Here is an 18,617-nt window from a genome sequence, read left to right as displayed (position 1 = left end):
GCCACGGCACCAGTTGCGTGGCCGACCCCCGGCTCATGGCCCACCTCCGGGAGACCCAGGTCCCGCTGGAGGTGTGCCCGACCTCCAACGTCCGCACCTGCCAGGTGCCGGACATCGCCTCCCACCCGATGCCCCGCATGCTGGAGGAGGGCCTGTTCGTCACCCTCAACAGCGACGACCCGCCCATGTTCGGGACCACCCTCGACCGCGAGTACCGCATCGCGGCCGGGGAGTTCGGCCTCGGACCGGCGGAGCTGGCCACCCTCGCCCGCAACGCCGTGCAGGCGTCCTTCCTGGACGACGACGGCAAGCGCGCGATCACGGCCGAGATCGACGCGCTGGCCGTGCCCCGCTGAGGTCACGGGGGGCCGACGGCGGCCGAGACCGGGCCGATCACGGGGACGCGGGGCGACCGAGGCCGGGAGGGATCTTGGAGGCGGCGGCGCGGTCGAGCAGGAACAGCGTGCGCTGCCGTCCCCGGGCCCCGGCCGCGGGCACCTGCATCGGCCCGGACTCCTGCAGGGCCAGGTGCACGGCCTTCGCCTTCTCCTCGCCCGCCGCGATCACCCACACCTCACGCGCCGCCCGGATCGTGGGCAGCGTCATCGAGATCCGGGTGGGCGGCGGCTTCGGAGCCCCGTGGACGGCCACGACCGGCCGCTCGTCGTACAGGGCGGGCATGCCGGGGAACAGCGACGCGACGTGCCCGTCCGGGCCGAGGCCGAGCATCAGGATGTCGAAGGACGGCACGGGCCCGTGGTCCTCGGGCCGCGAGGCCCTGCGGAGCTCGGCGGCGTAGCGGTCGGCCGACTCCTCGGCGGTGACCCCCGCGTCGGGCCCGAGCATGGGATGCACCCGGTCGGGGTCCACGTCGACGTGGTCGAGCAGCGCGCCGCGGGCACCGGTCTCGTTGCGCTCAGCGTCGCCGGTGGGCAGGAAGCGCTCGTCACCCCACCAGATGTCCAGGCGTGGCCACTCGACCGCGTCGCGCGCCGGGGTGGCGGCCACCTCGGCCAGCGTGGCGGTGCCCATGCCGCCGCCGGTCAGCACCAGGTGCGCCGACCCCTTGGCCGCCTGGGCGTCGGCCAGTCCGGTGATCAGGCGTGCGGCGACGGCCTTGGCCAGCACGTCGGCGTCCCGGTGGACGAGAACCGAGGGAACACTCACGAGAAGAACCGTCCTTCTATAGCGGAGGTGCCCGGCACCCGCCCATGTCCCGAGATTTCGGGGAATGGGGGAGTGCCGGGCCACCAGGGTCAGGCTGTGTGCTGTGTCAGTGCTGTGTCAGTGCTGTGTCAGTGCTGTCAGTGCTGTCAGTGCTGTCAGTGCTGCCGGCCGCGGGGGAGCCGGTTCAGGAGAGGTCGTAATCGGCGACGCCTCTGATCGTCTCCGCGTACACCTCGTCGGGGTCGAGGCGCCGCAGCTCCTCGGCCAGCAGGTCGGAGGTGGGCCGGCGGGCCAGGGCCACCTGCCGGTCGGGCTGGCCGGGCCGTACGAGCGTGGCGGTGCGGGAGTCGTGCCGCTCCACCACCACCTCGCCGTCGTCCAGGCGCAGGCGCACCTTGGTCAGGCCGGGACCCTTGGACTCGGTCACCTTGATCGGCGCTTCCAGCTTCTGCGAGAGCCACACGGCCAGCAGGGCGGCGCTGGGGTGGTCGGGCTCGGCCTCGACGTACCCGTCGAGGATCTTCCCGACCGGCTGGTCGAACGCCGCCGCGAGCAGGCTGCGCCAGGGGGTGATCCTGGTCCAGGCGAGGTCGGTGTCGCCCGGCGTGTACCCGCTGACGCGGCTCCTGATCGCCGCCACCGAGTCGCGGGCGAAACGCGCGTCGGTGACGCGGCGCTGGCCGTAGGCGCCCACCGGGTCCTTCGCCGGGGCCTCGGGGGCGTCACCCGGCCACCACACCACCACGGGGATGTCGGGCAGCAGCAGCGGCGAGAGCACCGAGTCGGCGTGCTCCCTCAGCTCCCCGTACAGGCGCAGCAGGACGACCTCGCCGGTCGTCAGCTCGCCGACGCGGATCTCGGCGTCGAGCCGCGTCGCCTCGTCGCGCTCCCTCGGGATGACCGCGAGGATGCGCGAGGGGTGCTCGCGGGAGGCCTCGGAGGCCGCGCGCACCGCGTCGTACTGCTGGCTTTCGTCGCACACCACCACAAGGGTCAGCACCATGCCGACCGCCGGCGCGCCCACCTGGTGTCTCAGCCGCGTGAGCTGGGAGGAGATGTCGGAGGCCGTGGTCGACCCCATGAGGAAACTGGTCACAACATCCTCCAGGTGCGCCCGTCGCGGGCCATCAGCTCGTCGGCGGCCTTCGGGCCGCCGGTGCCGGCGGGGTAGCCCTCGGGTCGCTCGTCGCTCTTGGCCCAGAACTCCTCGATCGGGTCGATGACCATCCAGGAGAGCTCGACCTCGCGCTGGTGCGGGAACAGGGGGGGATCGCCGATGAGCACGTCCAGCAGCAGCCGCTCGTAGGCCTCCGGGGATGACTCCAGGAACGCCTCGCCGTAGGCGAAGTCCATGTTGACGTCCCGGACCTCCATGGCCGTGCCGGGCACCTTGGAGCCGAAGCGCACCGTGATGCCCTCGTCAGGCTGGATGCGGATGACCAGGGCGTTCTGGCCGAGGATCTCGGTGTCGGTCTTGCTGAACGGCAGGTGCGGCGCCCGCTGGAACACCACGGCGACCTCGGTCATCCGCCGCCCGAGCCGCTTGCCCGTGCGCAGGTAGAACGGCACGCCCGCCCAGCGCCGGTTGGCGATCTCCAGCTTGATGGCGGCGTAGGTCTCTGTCTTGGAGTCCGGCGGGACGCCGTCCTCCTCCAGGAAGCCCTCGACCGGCACGCCGCCCTGCCAGCCCGCGGTGTACTGGCCGCGGGCGGTGGCGAGGCGGAGGTCCTCCGGCAGGGTGAGGGCCTCAAGGACCTTCTCCTTCTCCCTGCGCAGCGCCGCCGCGCCGAAGGCCGTGGGGTCCTCCATCGCGACGAGCGCCAGGAGCTGGAGCAGGTGGTTCTGGATCACGTCCCTGGCCGCGCCGATGCCGTCGTAGTAACCGGCCCGGCCGCCGACGCCGATGTCCTCGGCCATCGTGATCTGCACGTGGTCGACGTACCCGCGGTTCCAGATCGGCTCGAACAGGGTGTTGGCGAACCGCAGGGCCAGGATGTTCTGGACGGTCTCCTTGCCCAGGTAGTGGTCGATGCGGAACACCGAGTCGGGCTTGAATGCCGAGTCGACGACGCGGTTGAGCTCGCGCGCGCTCTTGAGGTCGTGCCCGAACGGCTTCTCGATCACCACGCGGCGCCAGGAGCCCTCCGGCGGCTTGGTGAGCCCGGTGCGCTTGAGCTGCTCGACGATGACCGGGAAGGCCTTCGGCGGGGTCGAGAGGTAGAAGGCGTAGTTGCCGCCCGTCCCCCGGGTCTCGTCGATCTCCTTGAGCGCCATGATCAGCGCGTCGAAGGCGCCGTCGTCGTCGAAGGAGCCGGGGACGAAGTGGAGGCCCTCGCAGATCTGCTTCCAGACCTCCTCCCGGAAGGGAGTGCGGGCGTGCTCCTTGACGGCGTCATGAGTGATCTTCGCGAAGTCCTGGTGCGCCCAGTCGCGACGGGCGAACCCGACCAGCGAGAAGCCGGGGGGCAGGAGCCCCCGGTTGCCCAGGTCGTAGATCGCGGGAAGGAGCTTGCGCCTGGCGAGGTCGCCGGTCACGCCGAAGATGACCAGCACGCACGGGCCGGCCACTCTCGGAAGCCGCTTGTCGCGGGGGTCGCGCAGCGGGTTCTCCTCCATCACTTCCATCGTGGTCGCGGTGCTCGCGACCGCCTGGGCGGCGGCGAGCGAGTCGTCGGGGGAGACCTTCTCGGGCTGACCTCCGGCGTGGACCGCGAGCTCGACCTCGCAGGGGGACGGCACGGCCGGGCCGCCCGCCGGAACGGGCGAACCCGCCGTGCCGCCGGGCGCCGCCGGGTTCTCGCCGGCCGAGCCCGGCTGCTCGCTGTCGTTCATCAAACCTCCCGTGCGGCGGAGAGCAGGTGCCTGACACCGGCCTCGCGATCGGTCAGGTGCAGGCGTACGGTCGGCCGCCCGCGCTTGCTCAGCGCGTCCAGGTCGCCGAGCGCCTGGGCGAGCTCCAGCCTTCCGAGGGTGTACGGCTTGCCGGGCACTTCGAGGTCGTTCTCGACCGCGCCCGTGATCTGCAGGAACACGCCGTTCTGCGGCCCGCCCTTGTGGTACTGCCCGGTCGAGTGCAGGAAGCGGGGTCCCCAGCCGAAGGTGACCGGCCGGTCGGTCCTGATCGACAGCAGCACCTGGAGGCTGGCGGGGTCGTGCGCGGCCCAGATGTCGGTGATCGCCTCGAACGAGGCGTCCTGCGGAACCGGGACGTCGAACGCGGCCTCGCGGTCGAGGAACGCCATGATCGCGAGGTACCCGCGGTCGGGAATGTCCTCCAGCAGCGCGGTCAGCACGCCGGAGAGGTCCTTGACGTGCTCGGGCAGCTCGCCGTAGACCTCCACCGGGCCGTCGACCAGCGCCGGGGTGCCGGTCGGCAGCGGGCCGTCGCCGGCCTCCCGCAGGATGCGGGCGGTGTTCTCCTTGGACTCGGCCACGTTCGGCTGGTCGAAGGGGTTGATGCCGAGCAGCCGCCCGGCGATCGCCGTGGCGTACTCCCACACCAGGAACTGCGCGCCGAGCGGCCCGTCGACCTGGATGGCGGCCTCGGTGTCGACGCCCGCGACGATCTCGTCCTCGGCGTCCGTCGGGTCGGCGCCGACGACGGGAAGGACGCCCTTGCCCTGTTTGCCGGTGGACTCGGCGACCAGCTGCTCGATCCAGTCGGGCAGGCCGTTGATCTGCGAGAGGCTGTCGTCGAGCACGAGCTTGTCGCGCCCGGCGACGGCGCCGAGCGCCGCGCCCAGCTCCAGGCCGGGGTTGCCGTCGTTCTCGCCGAGCAGCGGGCGCACCTCGGCGGCCTGGTCGAGCAGGCGGGCGACATCGGCCCCGGCCAGCGCGCTCGGCACCAGCCCGAACGCGGTGAGCGCGCTGTAGCGGCCCCCGACGGTCGGGTCGGCCAGGATGACGGTGTATCCGGACTCGATCGCGGTCTGCTCCAGCGGTGAGCCCGGGTCGGTGACCACGACGATGCGGTCGGCCGGGTCGATGCCGGCGTCGCGGAACGCCTGCTCGTAGATGCGCCGGTGGCTGTCGGTCTCGATGGTGGAGCCGCTCTTGCTGGACACCACCACGATGGTCTGGTCGAGCCGGTCGGCGAGCGCCCGCCGCACCTGGCCGGGGTCGGTGGTGTCGAGGACGGTCAGCGGCACGTCGGAGGTGGCGCAGATGACCTCGGGGGCCAGCGAGGACCCGCCCATCCCCGCGAGCACGACGTGCTCAAGGTTCTCGGCGCGGGCGCGCTCGACCAGCTTGGCGATCTCGGGCAGCAGCTCGCGCGAGTTGGTGGGGAGGTCCAGCCAGCCGAGCCGCGACCTCGCCTCGGCCTCGGCCTCGGGTCCCCACAGGGTGGGGTCGCCGTTGGACAGCGCCTGCGGCACGCCCTCCTCGACGAGTTTCCGTACGGCCTCGGAGGCCTCCGCGGCTACCGCCTCGTCACCGAACGTTACGGACATATCCATCCTTAGAGTTTTCTCCTCGCGAGGGCGTGGCGGGCGGGCGCCCGCGCGCCGGGCATCGCGCACGCCCGGGTCGGCCGGCCTGGGTGACCGTCCGGCCGGGCCGCCTGGGGCCCGGCCGGCTTACCTGGGAACCAACAACGTCCGCCGACGTTCAGCCGGCCTTCTTCAGCTCGGTCTCAAGGGTCGCGAGCAGCTCGTCCCATGAGGCGACGAACTTCTCCACGCCTTCCTCCTCCAGCGCCTTGACCACGTCGTCGTAGTCGATGCCGGCCTGCTTGAGAGCGGCCATGGTGTTCCACGCCTGCTCGTAGTAGGGCCGGACGGCGTCGCCGTTGATGTTGCCATGGTCGGCGACCGCGTCGAGGGTCTTCTCGGGCATCGTGTTGACCGTGCCCGCCGTGACGAGCTGGTCGACGTACATGGTGTCGGGGTAGTCGGGGTTCTTGACCCCGGTGGAGGCCCACAGCGGGCGCTGGGCGCGGGCCCCGGCGCCCTTGAGCGCCTGCCAGCGCGGGGTGTTGACGACCTCTTCGTACGCGGCGAACGCGAGGCGGGCGTTGGCGACCGCGGCCTTGCCCTTGAGCTCCAGCGCCTCGGGGGTGCCGATCTTGTCGAGCCGCTTGTCGATCTCGGTGTCGAACCGGCTGACGAAGAACGACGCCACGGACTCGATCTTGGACAGGTCGAGGCCGTTGGCCTGCGCGCGCTCCAGGCCGGAAAGCCAGGCGTCCATGACCGCGCGGTAGCGCTCCAGCGAGAAGATCAGCGTGACGTTGACGCTGATGCCCTCGGAGAGCGCCTGCGTGATCGCGGGCAGCCCGTCGAGGGTCGCCGGGATCTTGATGAACACGTTGGGCCGGTCGACCAGCCACCACAGCGCCCTGGCCTCGGCGACGGTCTTCTCGGCGCTGTCGTTGGCCAGGCGCGGGTCCACCTCGATGGACACGCGGCCGTCGACGCCGCCGGTGGCGTCGAACACCGGGCGCAGCACGTCGGCGGCCCAGCGGATGTCGAAGGTCGTGATCGCCCTGACCGCCTCGCCCACGTCCACGCCGCGGGCCGAGAGGTCGCGCAGCTGCGCGTCGTAGGCGTCGCCCTTGGACAGGGCGGAGGCGAAGATCGTCGGGTTGGAGGTGACGCCCACGACGTACTTGCCGCGGATCAGGGATTCGAGGTTCCCGGTGCGCAGGCGCTCGCGGCTGATGTCGTCGAGCCAGATCGACACGCCCTGGTCGCTCAGGCGCTTCAGGTTTTCGCTCATGAGTAAGGTCCCCTAGTTTCCGGTCGTCTGGCCCTTGTCGGCCCCGGTCTTGGCGAGGCTGCCCTTGGCCGCGGCGGCCACACGCTCGGCGGTCAGGCCGAACTGCTCGTACAGCGTCTTGTAAGGCGCGGAGGCGCCGAAGTGCTCAAGGCTCACGACCTCGCCCTCCTCACCTACGAACTGCAGCCAGCCCAGGGCGATTCCCGCTTCCACGGCCACGCGGGCGCGGACCGCCGGAGGAAGGATCATCTGCTTGTAGGCGTCGTCCTGGGCGTTGAACCACTCGACGCACGGCATGGAGACCACGCGGGCCGGGATGCCCTCGTCCTCCAGCAGCTTGCGCGCCCCGACGGCGAGCTCGACCTCGCTGCCGGTGCCGATGAGGATCACCTCCGGCTGTCCGTTGGAGGCCTCCTCAAGGATGTAGGCGCCCTTGGCGACCTTTTCGAAGTCGGCCGTGCCCTCGAACACCGGGACGTTCTGCCGGGTCAGCGCCAGCGCCGCCGGGCGGTCGGTGTGCTCCAGGATGGTCTTCCACGCGGCCGAGGTCTCGTTGGCGTCGGCGGGGCGCACGACGTCGAGGCCGGGGATCGCGCGCAGCGCCCAGAGGTGCTCGACCGGCTGGTGCGTCGGGCCGTCCTCGCCGAGGCCGATGGAGTCGTGCGTCCACACGTAGGTGACCGGCAGGCCCATCAGGGCCGCCAGGCGCACGGCGGGGCGCATGTAGTCGCTGAAGACCAGGAACGTGCCGCCGTACGGGCGCGTGCCGTCGTGCAGGGCGATGCCGTTGAGGATCGAGCCCATGCCGTGCTCGCGGATGCCGAAGTGCAGCGTGCGGCCGTACCGGTTGCCCGGGAACGCCTTGGTCTGGTGCTCCTCGGGGATGAAGGACGGCTCGCCCTCCATCGTGGTGTTGTTCGACTCGGCCAGGTCGGCGGAGCCGCCCCACAGCTCCGGCAGCACCGGCGCCAGCGCGTTCAGCACCTCGCCCGAGGCCTTGCGGGTCGCGACCGACGTGCCGGCCTTGAAGGACGGCAGGGCCTCGTCCCAGCCGGCGGGGAGCTTGCGCGCGCTCATGCGGTCGAACAGGGCGACCCGGTCGGGGTTGGCGGCGCGCCACTCCTCGAACCGCTCGTTCCACTCGGCGCGCAGGGCGCGACCGCGCCCCACGACCTCGCGGGCGTGGCCGAGGACCTCCTCGGGCACGTCGAAGCTCTTGGCCGGGTCGAGGCCGAGGACCTCCTTGGTGGCGGCCACCTCGTCGGCGCCCAGGGCCGAGCCGTGGATCTTGCCGGTGTTCTTCTTGTTCGGCGCGGGCCAGCCGATGATCGTGCGGAGCTTGATCAGCGTCGGCCGCTCGGTCTCCTCCACCGCGGCCCGGTAGGCGCGGTAGAGCTCCTGCACGTTCTCGACGTACTCGCCGGTCTCGGTCCAGTCGACGCTGATCACGTGCCAGCCGTAGGCCTCGTACCGCGCGGCGACGTCCTCCGACAGCGCGATGGCGGTGTCGTCCTCGATCGAGATGTGGTTGGAGTCGTAGATGACGTTGAGGTTGCCCAGCTTCTGGTGGCCCGCGATGGCGCTCACCTCGTGGCTGATGCCCTCCTCGATGTCGCCGTCGGAGGCGATGACCCAGATCTGGTGGTCGAACGGGCTGGCGCCCTGATCGGCGTCGGGGTCGAACAGGCCCCGCTCGCGCCGCTGGGCCATGGCCATGCCGACCGCGTTGCCGATGCCCTGGCCGAGCGGGCCGGTGGTGGTCTCGACGCCGATCGTGTGGCCGTGCTCGGGATGAGCCGGGGTCAGGCTGCCCCACTGCCGCAGCGACTCGATGTCGTTCAGCGTCAGGCCGTACCCGGACAGGAACAACTGGATGTAGAGGGTGAGGCTGGAGTGCCCGGCGGAAAGGACGAAACGGTCACGGCCGGTCCAGGCCGGATCGGAGGGGTCATGCCGCAGGACCCGCTGGAACAGCAGGTACGCCGCGGGCGCCAGGCTCATCGCGGTGCCGGGGTGGCCCGAGCCCGCCTTCTCCACCGCGTCCATGGCGAGGGCGCGTACGACGTCGACCGCGCGCCGATCGAGGTCGCTCCACTCAAGGTCTGGCACCAGTTCGCTGCTCAACTGCTCGATCTCCTATTGGTTAATGGCGCCGGCTTGGCTCGCCCGGTCTGGTATTGCTCCCCACACCGGACCTTAACGGGTCGATCCCCTCACCGTAGATGCATAGTGCGTCTAACAGGTGACCGGGGAAAGTGGCGCCCGCGTCGTTAGAACCCTGCCCCCCGCGATCCGTCTGGAACGCGATCCGCGCCACAGACCGCGACCCATCTCACAGGGTGTCGGATGAGCCGCTCACCAGGGCTGATCGACACCCGGTCAGGGGCACCCGCTCACGCGGCATTCGCCCCCGATGCCGGGACCGGCGACCCCCCGCACTACAGTGAGTCCTCAGCGCTGGCTCATGCCCGCATTCACGGATCCGTTCCAATCAGAGGTTACGCGTTGACCCCGCACCCGCTGGAAGCGCCTTGACGGTGCTGACGACCAAGCAATCGACGGTCCCGCTCGCAGGTGAGCGCCGATCACCGCTCGCCACCGTGCGGGCGTACGTCGCGCTGACCAAGCCGCGGATCATCGAGCTGCTCCTGATCACGACCCTCCCGGTCATGTTCCTCGCCGCCCGGGGTCTTCCGCCCCTGTGGACGGCGGTCGCCACCCTGGTCTTCGGCACGCTGTCGGCGGGCAGCGCCAACGCCCTCAACTGTTACATCGACCGGGACATCGACGCCACCATGCGGCGCACCCGCCGCCGCCCGCTGGCCATGGCCGAGGTCTCGCCGGGGAACGCGCTGATCTTCGGCGTCGTGCTCGGCGTCCTGTCGACCCTCGGGCTCGGCCTGACCGTGAACTGGGTGGCCGCGGGCCTCTCGCTGGCCGCGATCCTGTTCTACGTCTTCGTCTACTCGATGCTGCTCAAGCGCCGGACCTCGCAGAACGTCGTCTGGGGCGGCATCGCGGGGTGCATGCCCGTGCTGATCGGGTGGGCGGGCATCACCGGGCGGGTCGACTGGGCGCCGCTGGTCCTGTTCGGCGTGGTCTTCTTCTGGACGCCCCCGCACACCTGGACCCTCGCCATGCGCTACCGCGAGGACTACGCCGCCGCCAAGGTCCCGATGCTGCCCGTGGTCGCCGGCGAGCGCCGGGTCGTCCAGGAGAGCATCGCCTACACCTGGGCGACCGTGATCTGCTCCCTGCTGCTCTGGCCGGTCGCCGGCACCACGCCGTTCTACGCGGCCGTGGCCGCCGCCCTCGGGGTCATGTGCCTGTGGGAGGTCTACCGCCTGCTGGCCCGCGTCAACGCCGGCAAGACGGGCGTCGCCCTGCGTCCCATGCGCTTCTTCCACTGGTCCAACGCCTACCTGGCCCTGCTCTTCCTGGCCGTGGCGGTCGACTCCCTGCTCTGAGGCGCCGCCTTGCGTCCCCCGCGCGCCCGTACATCGGCCGATGTGGGCTCCTGCGGCAGACCGATCCCCCGCCCGCTCGGTGAGCGGGCGGGGCGGCAGCGCCGGTCAGCGGCCGGAGATGAGGTTCGCCAGGCGGGCGTAGGCGGAGGTGCGGCCCATCTGGGCCGTCTCGTGGCGGTCCGCGCTGCGGAACAGCGCGTAGATCGCCTGCACGCCGATCCAGCGCAGCGGCTCCGGCTCCCACTGGCGCACCTGGCGGCCGACCCACGGCAGGGCGGTGAGCTCGGTGTCCTGCCGCAGCACGAGATCGCGGAGCGTGCGGCCCGCCAGGTTGGTCGTGGTGACCCCGCTCCCGACGTACCCGCCGGCCCAGCCGAGGCCGGTGGTGTGGTCCAGGTGGACGGTGGAGCACCAGTCCCGGGGAACGCCGAGCACCCCGCACCACGAGTGCTGGATCCTGACCCCGGCGGTGGCCGGGAACAGCGAGGTGAGGATCTTCCGCAGCGCGGCCACGGTCTGCGGCTGGGTGGCGCCGCGCACGTCGGTGCGCGAGCCGAACCGGTACGGCACGCCGCGCCCGCCGATGGCGATGCGCCCGTCCGCGGTCCTCTGCGCGTAGCAGTACGCGTGCGCCTCGTCCCCGAGCAGCTCGTAGTCCCGCCAGCCGATCCGCTCCCACACCTCGTCGGGGAGGGGCTCGGTGACGATCATCGAGCTGTTCATGGGCAGCCACTGACGGTGCTGGCCCCGGATGCTCGCGGTGAAGCCCTCGGTGGCGCGGATGACGTACTCGGCGGTGACCGTGCCCCGGTCGGTGACGGCCGCCGCCTTGCCCTCAGCGGTCCGGGGGCGGATCTCGGTGACCGTGGTGCCCTCGAAGAGGTCGACGCCGAGGCCGGTGACGACACGGGCGAGGCCGACCGCGAGCTTGGCGGGCTGGATGCGGGCGCAGTGCGGGCTGTAGGTCGCCGAGATCGTCCCTGCGACGCGGATGCGGTCCTCCCGCTCCTTTCGGGTGAGCAGCCGCATGTCGTGCTCGGCGAAGCCCCACGTGCGCAGGTCGGCCAGTTCGGCGTGCAGGCGGCGGTTCTGGGCGGGGTTGGTCGCGATGTGCAGCAGGCCGCCCTTGTGGATGTCGGCGTCGATGCCCTCGGCCGCGGCGACCTCGATCACCTCGTCCACCGCGCTGAACATGGCGTGCTGAAGATCGATCATCGCCTGGCGCCCGCGTGCCGCCGCGTGCCGTTCGCGCGACCCGGCGAACTCGGCCGACAGCCAGCCGCCGTTGCGCCCAGAGGCCCCGAAACCGGCGAACTCCCGCTCCAGGATCGCGATCCGCAGGCCGGGCTGGGCCTTCTTGAGGTAGTACGCGGTCCACATGCCGGTGTAGCCGCCGCCCACGATCGCCACGTCGTACTCGCGCGACCCCGGCAGCGCGGCACGGCGCCGGGGGACGCCTATCTGCCGGTACCAGAACGACACCCCGCCGTTGGCGAAGTCGTCCGTCAGGGGGGTGCCGTTCAATCCGTTGCCGCTCATATCAACTCCATGACCAAAGTGCTGTGGTTGCCGGCGACCCCACCGCGCACCGTCATGGGAACCGCCTTCGCATCAGAATCGCCGGGTGGACGTGCTTGGGTCGCCGACTCGTATCAGGGGAGCCCGGCTACGACGGCGTCGGCGGGCCGATCATCCAGAGCACCTCAAGCGGCTCCGCGCCCTCGTTGAGGACGCGGTGCGGGGTCGAGGTCCGGTACTCGATGCTGTCCCCGGGACCCAGCTCGTAGGAGACCGGCGACTCCGGCGGGCCGATCCGCAGGACGGCGCGGCCGCGCAGCACCAGGAGGATCTCCTGGGAGTCGCCGTGGGTGTAGGCCTCGTCCCCGGTGGAGGCCCCGGGGTCGAACTCGCCGCTGTAGATCTCCAGGTTCTGGAGGGGCCGCTGCGAGATCAGGTACTTGCGGGTGCCGGGCCCCGTCGGCAGCTCGGGCCGGTCGGACCGGCGGACGAGCCGGTGCCCGACCACCTCGTCCTCGCTGAACAGCTCGGCCACCGTGAGGCCGAGGGCGCCGGAGATCCGCCGCAGCATCCCGATGCTGGCGCTGGTGCGCCCGCGCTCCAGCTGGCTGATGAAACCGGGACTGGCGCCCGCCTGGCCGGCGAGGTCGCGCAGCGTCATCTGGCGCATGGCGCGGTACGCCCTGATGCGCGCCCCGAGGCGCACGGTGTCCGCCTCAGGAGTGCCCACGGCCACGTTGCGAGCCGCGGGCTCAGGCGACATCGAACATCCCGATCTTCGTGACCAAACATTTTGTTTGATCACTGTACAGACGTGCGATCCGCCCCTCAACCCCCATTGATAACAAACCAGCCACAACCAGACAAACCGCCCGCGCGGTGGGGGTCGGCGCGGCTCGCCTTCCAGGTGCGGTCACGCGAGAACCTACGCGCCCGGCGGCCGCGTGTGATCCCGGAGCCCTTCCAAAGGTGCCGTTCCTGTGAGTACATCTACCGTGGCACCTGTCCCATGTCCCCGGAAGTAAGGCGGTCCCCGTGAGTCCATCGGCAGAGGCGCACCCGCTTCCACCGGACAGCCACGTGCACAGCGAATGGTCGTGGGACGCGTTGGCGGGCTCGATGGAGCGGACCTGTGAGCGGGCCGTGGAGATCGGGCTGCCGTCCGTGGCGTTCACCGAGCACGCCGACTTCACCCCCTTGACCCTGCGGGAGGACACCCCGATCCCCGGCGCGTGGCAGGTGCTGGTGAGCGATCTGGTGCTCACGGCTCCCGAGTTCGACCTCGACGGCTATCAGGAGTCCCTGGAGCGGTGCCGCGACCGCTTCAAGGGCCTGCGCATCCTGTCGGGGGTCGAGCTGAGCGAACCCCACCGGCACGGCCAACGGGTCGGTGAGCTCCTCACGAGGGGGCGGTTCGACCGCGTGCTCGGCTCCGTGCACTCCCTGGCGATCAACGGGGGGTTCGCCGACATCCTCGACCTCTACCCCGACCGGCCGGCCGCCGCGCTCGTACGCGACTATCTGGCCGAAGCGCGGCGCATGATCGACGGGTCCGGCGAGTTCGAGGTTCTCGCCCACATCGACTACCCGATCCGGTACTGGCCGGCCGACGCCGGGCCCTACGATCCCGCCGCGTTCGAGGACGACCACCGCGAGGTGCTGCGGGCCCTCGCGGGCTCCGGCAGGGCACTGGAGATCAACACCAGGGTGCCCCTGGATCCGCTGGTCGTGCGCTGGTGGTTCCAGGAAGGCGGCCGGGCCGTCACCTTCGCCAGCGACGCGCACGAACCCCTGGCGCTGGCCCGTGGCTTCGCCGAGGCGACCGCGATGGCCGAGTCCTGCGGTTTCCGGCCCGGATCCCACCCGGACGACTTCTGGACCCGGCGCTGACCGCGGCGCGGGAGGTCCGTGAGATCCGTTCCTCCGCACCGTCGCCACCGGCGTCGACCGGGGCCGCCGCTAGGACGCGGTCTTCGACACCCTCGGCGCGTTCGTCACCGGCGCCACGGTGGCCAGCGGCGGGCGCTCGGCGACGCTGACGTCGCTGAGGGTCGCCTCCCCGTCGAGGCCGAACTGGAGCAGGTTCGTCGCGGGCGCCTCCGAGGCCACGATGCGGCCCTGCCGCTCCAGGCGCGACCAGGCGGTCAGCATGATCTGCCCGGCCATCCGGCCGAGCGCGGCCGTCGACTGGTGGCTGTGCTCGCGGCAGCCGAGGTCCACCTGGGCCATCGCGTCGAGCCCGACGCGTTCCAGCAGGTCGACGAGGAGGCCGAACTCCACGCCGTACTCGGTGACGAACGGCACCTGTTCGAGGACCTCGCGCCTCGCCGCGTACTCCCCGCCGAGCGGCTGCACGAACCCGGCCAGCTCCGGCCAGTAGAGGTTGAGCATCGGCCTCGCGACCAGCTCGGTGACCCGGCCGCCCGCGCCGCGCCGCGCCACCCCGTCAGACCCGGTCAGGGGACGCTCGTAGGCGCCCTTCACGAAGGCGATCTCCGGCCGCGTGAGCAGGGGGCCGAGCAGCCCGGAGATGAAGTGCGAGCCGAAGTTGCGCAGGTCGGAGTCGGCGAACACGACGATGTCGCCGGTCGAGGCCGCCAGCCCCTTCCAGAGCGCCTCTCCCTTGCCGGACAGCGGCGGCAGGCCGGGCAGCACGTCGTCCTGGCGCACCACCCGCGCGCCCGCCGCCGAGGCGAGGGCGGCGGTGGCGTCGGTGGACCGTGAGTCGACCACGAGGATCTCGTCCACGAGCGGGACCGCCTCGACGAGGTCCCGGCGGATGGCCGAGACGATGCCGCCGACCGTCTGCTCCTCGTCACGCGCAGGCAGTACGACGCTCACCGTGGCCGCCCCCTTGGCCCGCAGGAGCGCCTCCGGCGGCCAGTCGGCCGCGGAGCTGGTGTGCGAGCGCGACCAGTCCCTCACGGGAGCCGGCACCCGCGGCGATCGAGAAGAAGGATTTTCCATTCAGCCTGGCCCGTTCTCATGTCATGACGGCGGCGAACCGCCCAGACAGAGCGATCCGAACGTCATTGTTCGGCGAGCCCCAGGAGAGGCGTATGCCGCTTCGTCACTTCCATAACCCGTATCGGCATTATCGGTCCTGGAAATGTCGCCGCACGTCACGCAGAAGCACTCTCATGTTTCCCCGATGTAACAATTACCGGGATCGCTGACCGGATTCTCGCGAGGCCGAGGCCCCCTGCCACACAGTAGCCGCCACGCTCGCGAGGCGGCGCCGCGCCAGGACGTCGACGACCAGCGCGGCCGACCAGCCGAAGTCGTCGCACCCGTGCCCTTCGAGGGTGGAGGGGTCGAAGTACTCGCGAAATCCCGACCGGGTCACCGCCCGGACCATGCCGCCGGCGAGCAGTGCCGCGAGGTCGGGCCTGCGGTGCCGCAGGCCCCGCCAGACCAGCCACGTGAGGTTGATCCAGCTCGGCCCGCGCCAGTAGCGGGCGGGGTCGAACTCCGGCGCGTCCGGCGCGAGGCTGGGCAGCGTCCCGCGCTCGATCCCGAAGCGGTCGACCGCGGTGCCGATCAGCGCGCCCGCGATCTCGGAGGGCAGTCCGGGAAGGATCAGCGGGGTCAGCCCGGCGGCGCTGCCCGAGCGGAGCAGGCGCCCGGTCAGCGCGTCGCGGGCGTGGAACAGGCCGTCGTCGTAGAGGTGCTCGATCATCGCGACGGTGATCCTCGCCGCCTCCTGGCGGTGCGGGCGCGGGTCCAGGCCGCAGGCGGTCGCGATCTTCGCCAGGGCCGCCTCCGCCGAGCCGTACGCGGCGTTGAACAGCGGGTCCTCCACGGCGAACGCGCCCAGGCCCCGGTAGCCGGCGTCCCGGTAGGCGCGGGCCAGCGCGGTGTAGCGCTCGTAGTCGTGGTCGGTGGGCCGCTCCTCGGCGCTGACGTGCGCGAGGTCACGCCGCTCGACGGCGACCGGGCCGGTGACCACCGAGGCCAGCGGAGCGTCCCACGCCGGGCTGTTGTCCATGCCCGACTCCCACGGGTGCACGATCGACAGCAACCCCTCGGGCGAGCTGCGCGCCCCGCGCAGGAACTCCTGCTGGGCGACCAGGCGCGGGTAGATCCCGCGCAGGAAGTCCGGGTCGGGGTCGGCCGCGTGCACCTGCCAGGCGGCCATCGCGTGCACGGGCGGCTGCACGATGCCGGAGGTGGCGGCGCCGCAGGGGGCGCGCACGTCCCAGAAGGCGGGCCCGGGGAAGTACGAGCCCTCGGGCACCTCCGGGTTGAACACGATGTGCGGCACCCTGCCGTCCCGCCACTGCGCCCCGAACAGGGTCACCAGCTCGGACCTGGCCCTGCCCGGCGACCAGTGCGCGTTGCCGATCGTGATGAAGGCCGAGTCCCAGCTCCACTGGTGGGGGTAGAGCCGTCGGGACGGGACGGTGTGGTCGCCGTCCCAGTTCGCGCTCAGCACCCGTACGGCCCGGCGCGTGATCGCGCGACCGTCCCCGCCGGGCTCGCTCGGAGTCCCCGTGACGTCCTGCGCGGCCTCGTGCGGCGTCTCCGAGCCGTTCTCGCCGGCCTCGGGCGGCTTCCGAGCGGCGCTCCGGGCGGGCTCGCGGGGGGTCACAGGAACTTCCCGGCGAACGCCGCCGTCCGCGGCGGGACACCCGGCTCCTCAATAGTGATCACGTGCATGTTCTCACTTATACTTTTAGTCAAGCGAATGGCGCGGACGTAGGCACATCTTTCCCCGCGATGGTCACAAAGAAAACCCGCCGAAGCCCAGTGCTCGCGGGCAGGTATTCAGTGGAACCGGCTTATCGGACAAGGCCGCGATGGCGACTTGGTCCTCGTTCCCCTCGACAGGCCGTGCCGGTCCGCTGACGTCACGTCGTCAGCGGATCTCAGGGACTTCGCGCTGGTAGCGGATCTCGGGGACCGAGGCGCCGGCGACCTCCCACAGCGATCGGGTGCCGTCGGGGGCGAACCCGGCGGAGCCGTAGAAGCGCCGCGCCCGGGCGTTGGCCTCAAGGACCCACAGCAGCAGCCGCCGGTACGAACGCTCCCCGGCCGCCCGCAGGGCCGCGCGGGCGAGAGTGCGCCCGGCGCCCGTGCCGATGACGTCGGGCCGTACGTAGAGGGCGTAGATCTCGCCGTCGCCCGGCCGGGCGTCGGCGTCGCGGCACGGGCCCATGGCCAGCCAGCCCACCACGGCGCCCGCGTCCTCGGCGACGAGGTCGAGCGTGGTGCCGTCGGCGCGGGCGAACCTCTTCCTGCGGCCCCGGGCGTCCTGCTCCACCGAGAGCCCGTCGAGGTAGGACTGCGGCAGGATGCCGGCGTAGGCGGTCCTCCACCCGGCGACGCGCACCGATGACACGGCCTCGATGTCCGGCTCACGCATCTCGCGTACCACGCGCATGTGGCCCAGACCCTCCTCCCACCCGCGTTTCGGCAGGTCATCATATCGGGGCGGCCCGTGCTGCGCCGGGGAGAAGGGCACGGGGTTCCAGCGGAAGATGAGGTGTGGCAGTGTTGTTCCGGGGGAAGATCTGTATGCCCGATAGGCGGCCGGTGGGGTGGTGCGGTGATCACGGCGCGCAAGCGGTACGGGTGTGGTGGGGGCGAGGGGGACACCTCGTGCCCGGTCGATTACGCTCGCGAACATGACGAACCTTGATCCCCGCTGGGTGCTCAAGGAGCGCCCGTCCGTCGGACTGATCATCGGGCTCGTCGTGGCCGGGATCTGCACGCTGGTGTCGTTCTCCTTCGACATCTTCAACGGGGACCCCGTCCAGTTCTTCATCGCGCTCACGCTCGCGCTCGCCCCGGTGCCGCTGCTGCTCGCCGGGGTGCTGGCGCTCGACCGCATGGAGCCCGAGCCGCGCAAGGACCTGGCCTTCGCGTTCATGTGGGGCGCAGGCATCGCGGTGCTGGTGGCCGGCATCCTCAACAGCCTGAACCTCCGGTACGTCACCATCGCGACGCAGGACGCGGCCACCGCCCGCAACCTGGTGGCGACGTTCGTGGCGCCCGTGGTCGAGGAGACGATGAAGGGCCTGGTGCTCCTCGGCCTGCTGCGCTGGCGGCGCCAGGAGCTCGACGGCCTGACCGACGGCATCATCTACGCCAGCATGGTCGGCCTGGGCTTCGCCATGAGCGAGAACGTCAGCTACTACATCATGGCGCAGGACCAGCACGGCGTTCAGGGCCTGGCCGTGACGGTGGTGCTCCGCGGGATCCTGTCGCCGTTCGCCCATCCGCTGTTCACCTCCATGATCGGCATCGCCGTGGCGTACGCCGCCCAGAGCCGGGGCCCCGTGCGGGGCTGGGTGGTGGTCCTCGGCTGGATCGGCGCGATCATCCTGCACGGCATCTGGAACGGCTTCACCTCCTACGGCGGCTTCCAGGGCCTGGCGCTGGCGTACCTGCTGCTGATGATCCTGTTCTTCGTCGAGCTGAGCGTGATCGTCAAGGACCGCCAGCGCATCGTGGGCCTCATCCAGCGCTACCTGCCGCCGTACGGCGGGCTCGGGCTGGTCACCGACGTCGACATCTACATGCTCTCGTCGCTTCAGGGGCGCCGGCAGGCCCGCCAGTGGGCGAAGGCCTACGGCGGTCCCGCGGGTCTGCACGCCATGCGCGACTACCAGGTCACCGCCACCGAACTGGGCCTGCTCCACGAGCGCGGGGTCCGCGGCGTGATCGACAGGGACACCTTCGAGACTCCTCCGGGTCGAGGCCGCCGAGGAGCGCCTCGGACAGCGCCCTCACGGCATGCTCCAT

14 protein-coding genes and 1 pseudogene are annotated in these 18,617 nt (G+C 71.3%); 4 read left to right on the top strand and 11 right to left on the bottom strand.

The window, feature by feature from the left end; all coding sequences use genetic code 11:
• Positions 1-356, top strand: a pseudogene (locus tag AB0B89_RS25975) (adenosine deaminase); the annotation flags it as partial.
• A 37-nt stretch (positions 357-393) separates the two neighbouring features.
• On the opposite strand, the gene pgl reads toward AB0B89_RS25975, so the two are convergent.
• From pgl to tkt, 6 genes are all read right to left on the bottom strand, one after another.
• Positions 394-1,167, bottom strand: coding sequence for a 6-phosphogluconolactonase (pgl, locus tag AB0B89_RS25970; RefSeq protein WP_358557912.1), 774 nt, complete (start codon positions 1,165-1,167; stop codon positions 394-396).
• A gap of 184 nt (positions 1,168-1,351) precedes the next feature.
• A complete protein-coding gene (locus AB0B89_RS25965; protein WP_358557910.1) occupies positions 1,352-2,263 on the bottom strand; it encodes a glucose-6-phosphate dehydrogenase assembly protein OpcA in 912 nt (303 codons plus the stop codon).
• A complete protein-coding gene (gene zwf / locus AB0B89_RS25960) occupies positions 2,260-3,792 on the bottom strand; it encodes a glucose-6-phosphate dehydrogenase (protein ID WP_358557921.1) in 1,533 nt (510 codons plus the stop codon). Before zwf ends, AB0B89_RS25965 begins: the two co-directional genes overlap by 4 nt.
• Positions 3,793-3,998: 206 nt before the next feature.
• Positions 3,999-5,624 (bottom strand): glucose-6-phosphate isomerase, encoded by a 1,626-nt coding sequence (locus tag AB0B89_RS25955; protein WP_358557907.1) that lies wholly within the window; start codon positions 5,622-5,624, stop codon positions 3,999-4,001.
• A gap of 151 nt (positions 5,625-5,775) precedes the next feature.
• Complete coding sequence (gene tal / locus AB0B89_RS25950; RefSeq protein WP_358557905.1) at positions 5,776-6,885, bottom strand: transaldolase; 1,110 nt, start codon at positions 6,883-6,885, stop codon at positions 5,776-5,778.
• Between the two features lie 12 nt (positions 6,886-6,897).
• Positions 6,898-8,931 carry a transketolase gene (gene tkt / locus AB0B89_RS25945; protein ID WP_358557918.1) on the bottom strand — a complete coding sequence of 678 codons (2,034 nt, stop codon included), beginning with the start codon at positions 8,929-8,931 and terminating at the stop codon, positions 6,898-6,900.
• 494 nt (positions 8,932-9,425) lie between these two features.
• Here tkt and AB0B89_RS25940 point away from each other — a divergent pair, with 494 nt between their 5' ends.
• The gene (locus AB0B89_RS25940; protein WP_358557915.1) at positions 9,426-10,352 is read left to right on the top strand and encodes a heme o synthase; all 927 of its coding nucleotides are present in this window, start codon (positions 9,426-9,428) and stop codon (positions 10,350-10,352) included.
• Positions 10,353-10,457: 105 nt separating this feature from the next.
• Here the strand turns inward: AB0B89_RS25940 and AB0B89_RS25935 are convergent, their stop codons facing one another.
• Positions 10,458-11,891 carry an FAD-binding oxidoreductase gene (locus AB0B89_RS25935; RefSeq protein ID WP_358557902.1) on the bottom strand — a complete coding sequence of 478 codons (1,434 nt, stop codon included), beginning with the start codon at positions 11,889-11,891 and terminating at the stop codon, positions 10,458-10,460.
• Positions 11,892-12,018: 127 nt separating this feature from the next.
• Positions 12,019-12,633 (bottom strand): cupin domain-containing protein, encoded by a 615-nt coding sequence (locus AB0B89_RS25930; protein WP_358557899.1) that lies wholly within the window; start codon positions 12,631-12,633, stop codon positions 12,019-12,021.
• Positions 12,634-12,905: 272 nt separating this feature from the next.
• On the opposite strand from AB0B89_RS25930, the gene AB0B89_RS25925 reads away from it, so the two are divergent.
• The gene (locus tag AB0B89_RS25925) at positions 12,906-13,760 is read left to right on the top strand and encodes a PHP domain-containing protein (RefSeq protein WP_358557896.1); all 855 of its coding nucleotides are present in this window, start codon (positions 12,906-12,908) and stop codon (positions 13,758-13,760) included.
• A gap of 69 nt (positions 13,761-13,829) precedes the next feature.
• Here the strand turns inward: AB0B89_RS25925 and AB0B89_RS25920 are convergent, their stop codons facing one another.
• The 3 genes from AB0B89_RS25920 to AB0B89_RS25910 form a co-directional block, all read right to left on the bottom strand.
• Positions 13,830-14,795 carry a glucosyl-3-phosphoglycerate synthase gene (locus AB0B89_RS25920; RefSeq protein WP_358557893.1) on the bottom strand — a complete coding sequence of 322 codons (966 nt, stop codon included), beginning with the start codon at positions 14,793-14,795 and terminating at the stop codon, positions 13,830-13,832.
• Between the two features lie 235 nt (positions 14,796-15,030).
• Positions 15,031-16,461: a hypothetical protein gene (locus AB0B89_RS25915; protein WP_358557890.1), complete on the bottom strand. Its 1,431-nt coding sequence runs from the start codon at positions 16,459-16,461 to the stop codon at positions 15,031-15,033.
• Between the two features lie 267 nt (positions 16,462-16,728).
• Positions 16,729-17,253, bottom strand: a complete 525-nt coding sequence (locus AB0B89_RS25910) for a GNAT family N-acetyltransferase (RefSeq protein ID WP_358557888.1) — start codon at positions 17,251-17,253, stop codon at positions 16,729-16,731.
• A gap of 244 nt (positions 17,254-17,497) precedes the next feature.
• On the opposite strand from AB0B89_RS25910, the gene AB0B89_RS25905 reads away from it, so the two are divergent.
• The coding region (locus tag AB0B89_RS25905) for a PrsW family intramembrane metalloprotease (protein WP_358557885.1) at positions 17,498-18,617 on the top strand (1,120 nt) is incomplete at its 3' end.

The organism is Sphaerisporangium sp. NPDC049002, assembly GCF_040649355.1.
In the GTDB taxonomy this organism is placed as follows: Bacteria; Actinomycetota; Actinomycetes; order Streptosporangiales; family Streptosporangiaceae; genus Sphaerisporangium.
Note: the sequence above shows the minus strand (reverse complement) of the source record. Positions and strands in the feature narration are given on the sequence as shown.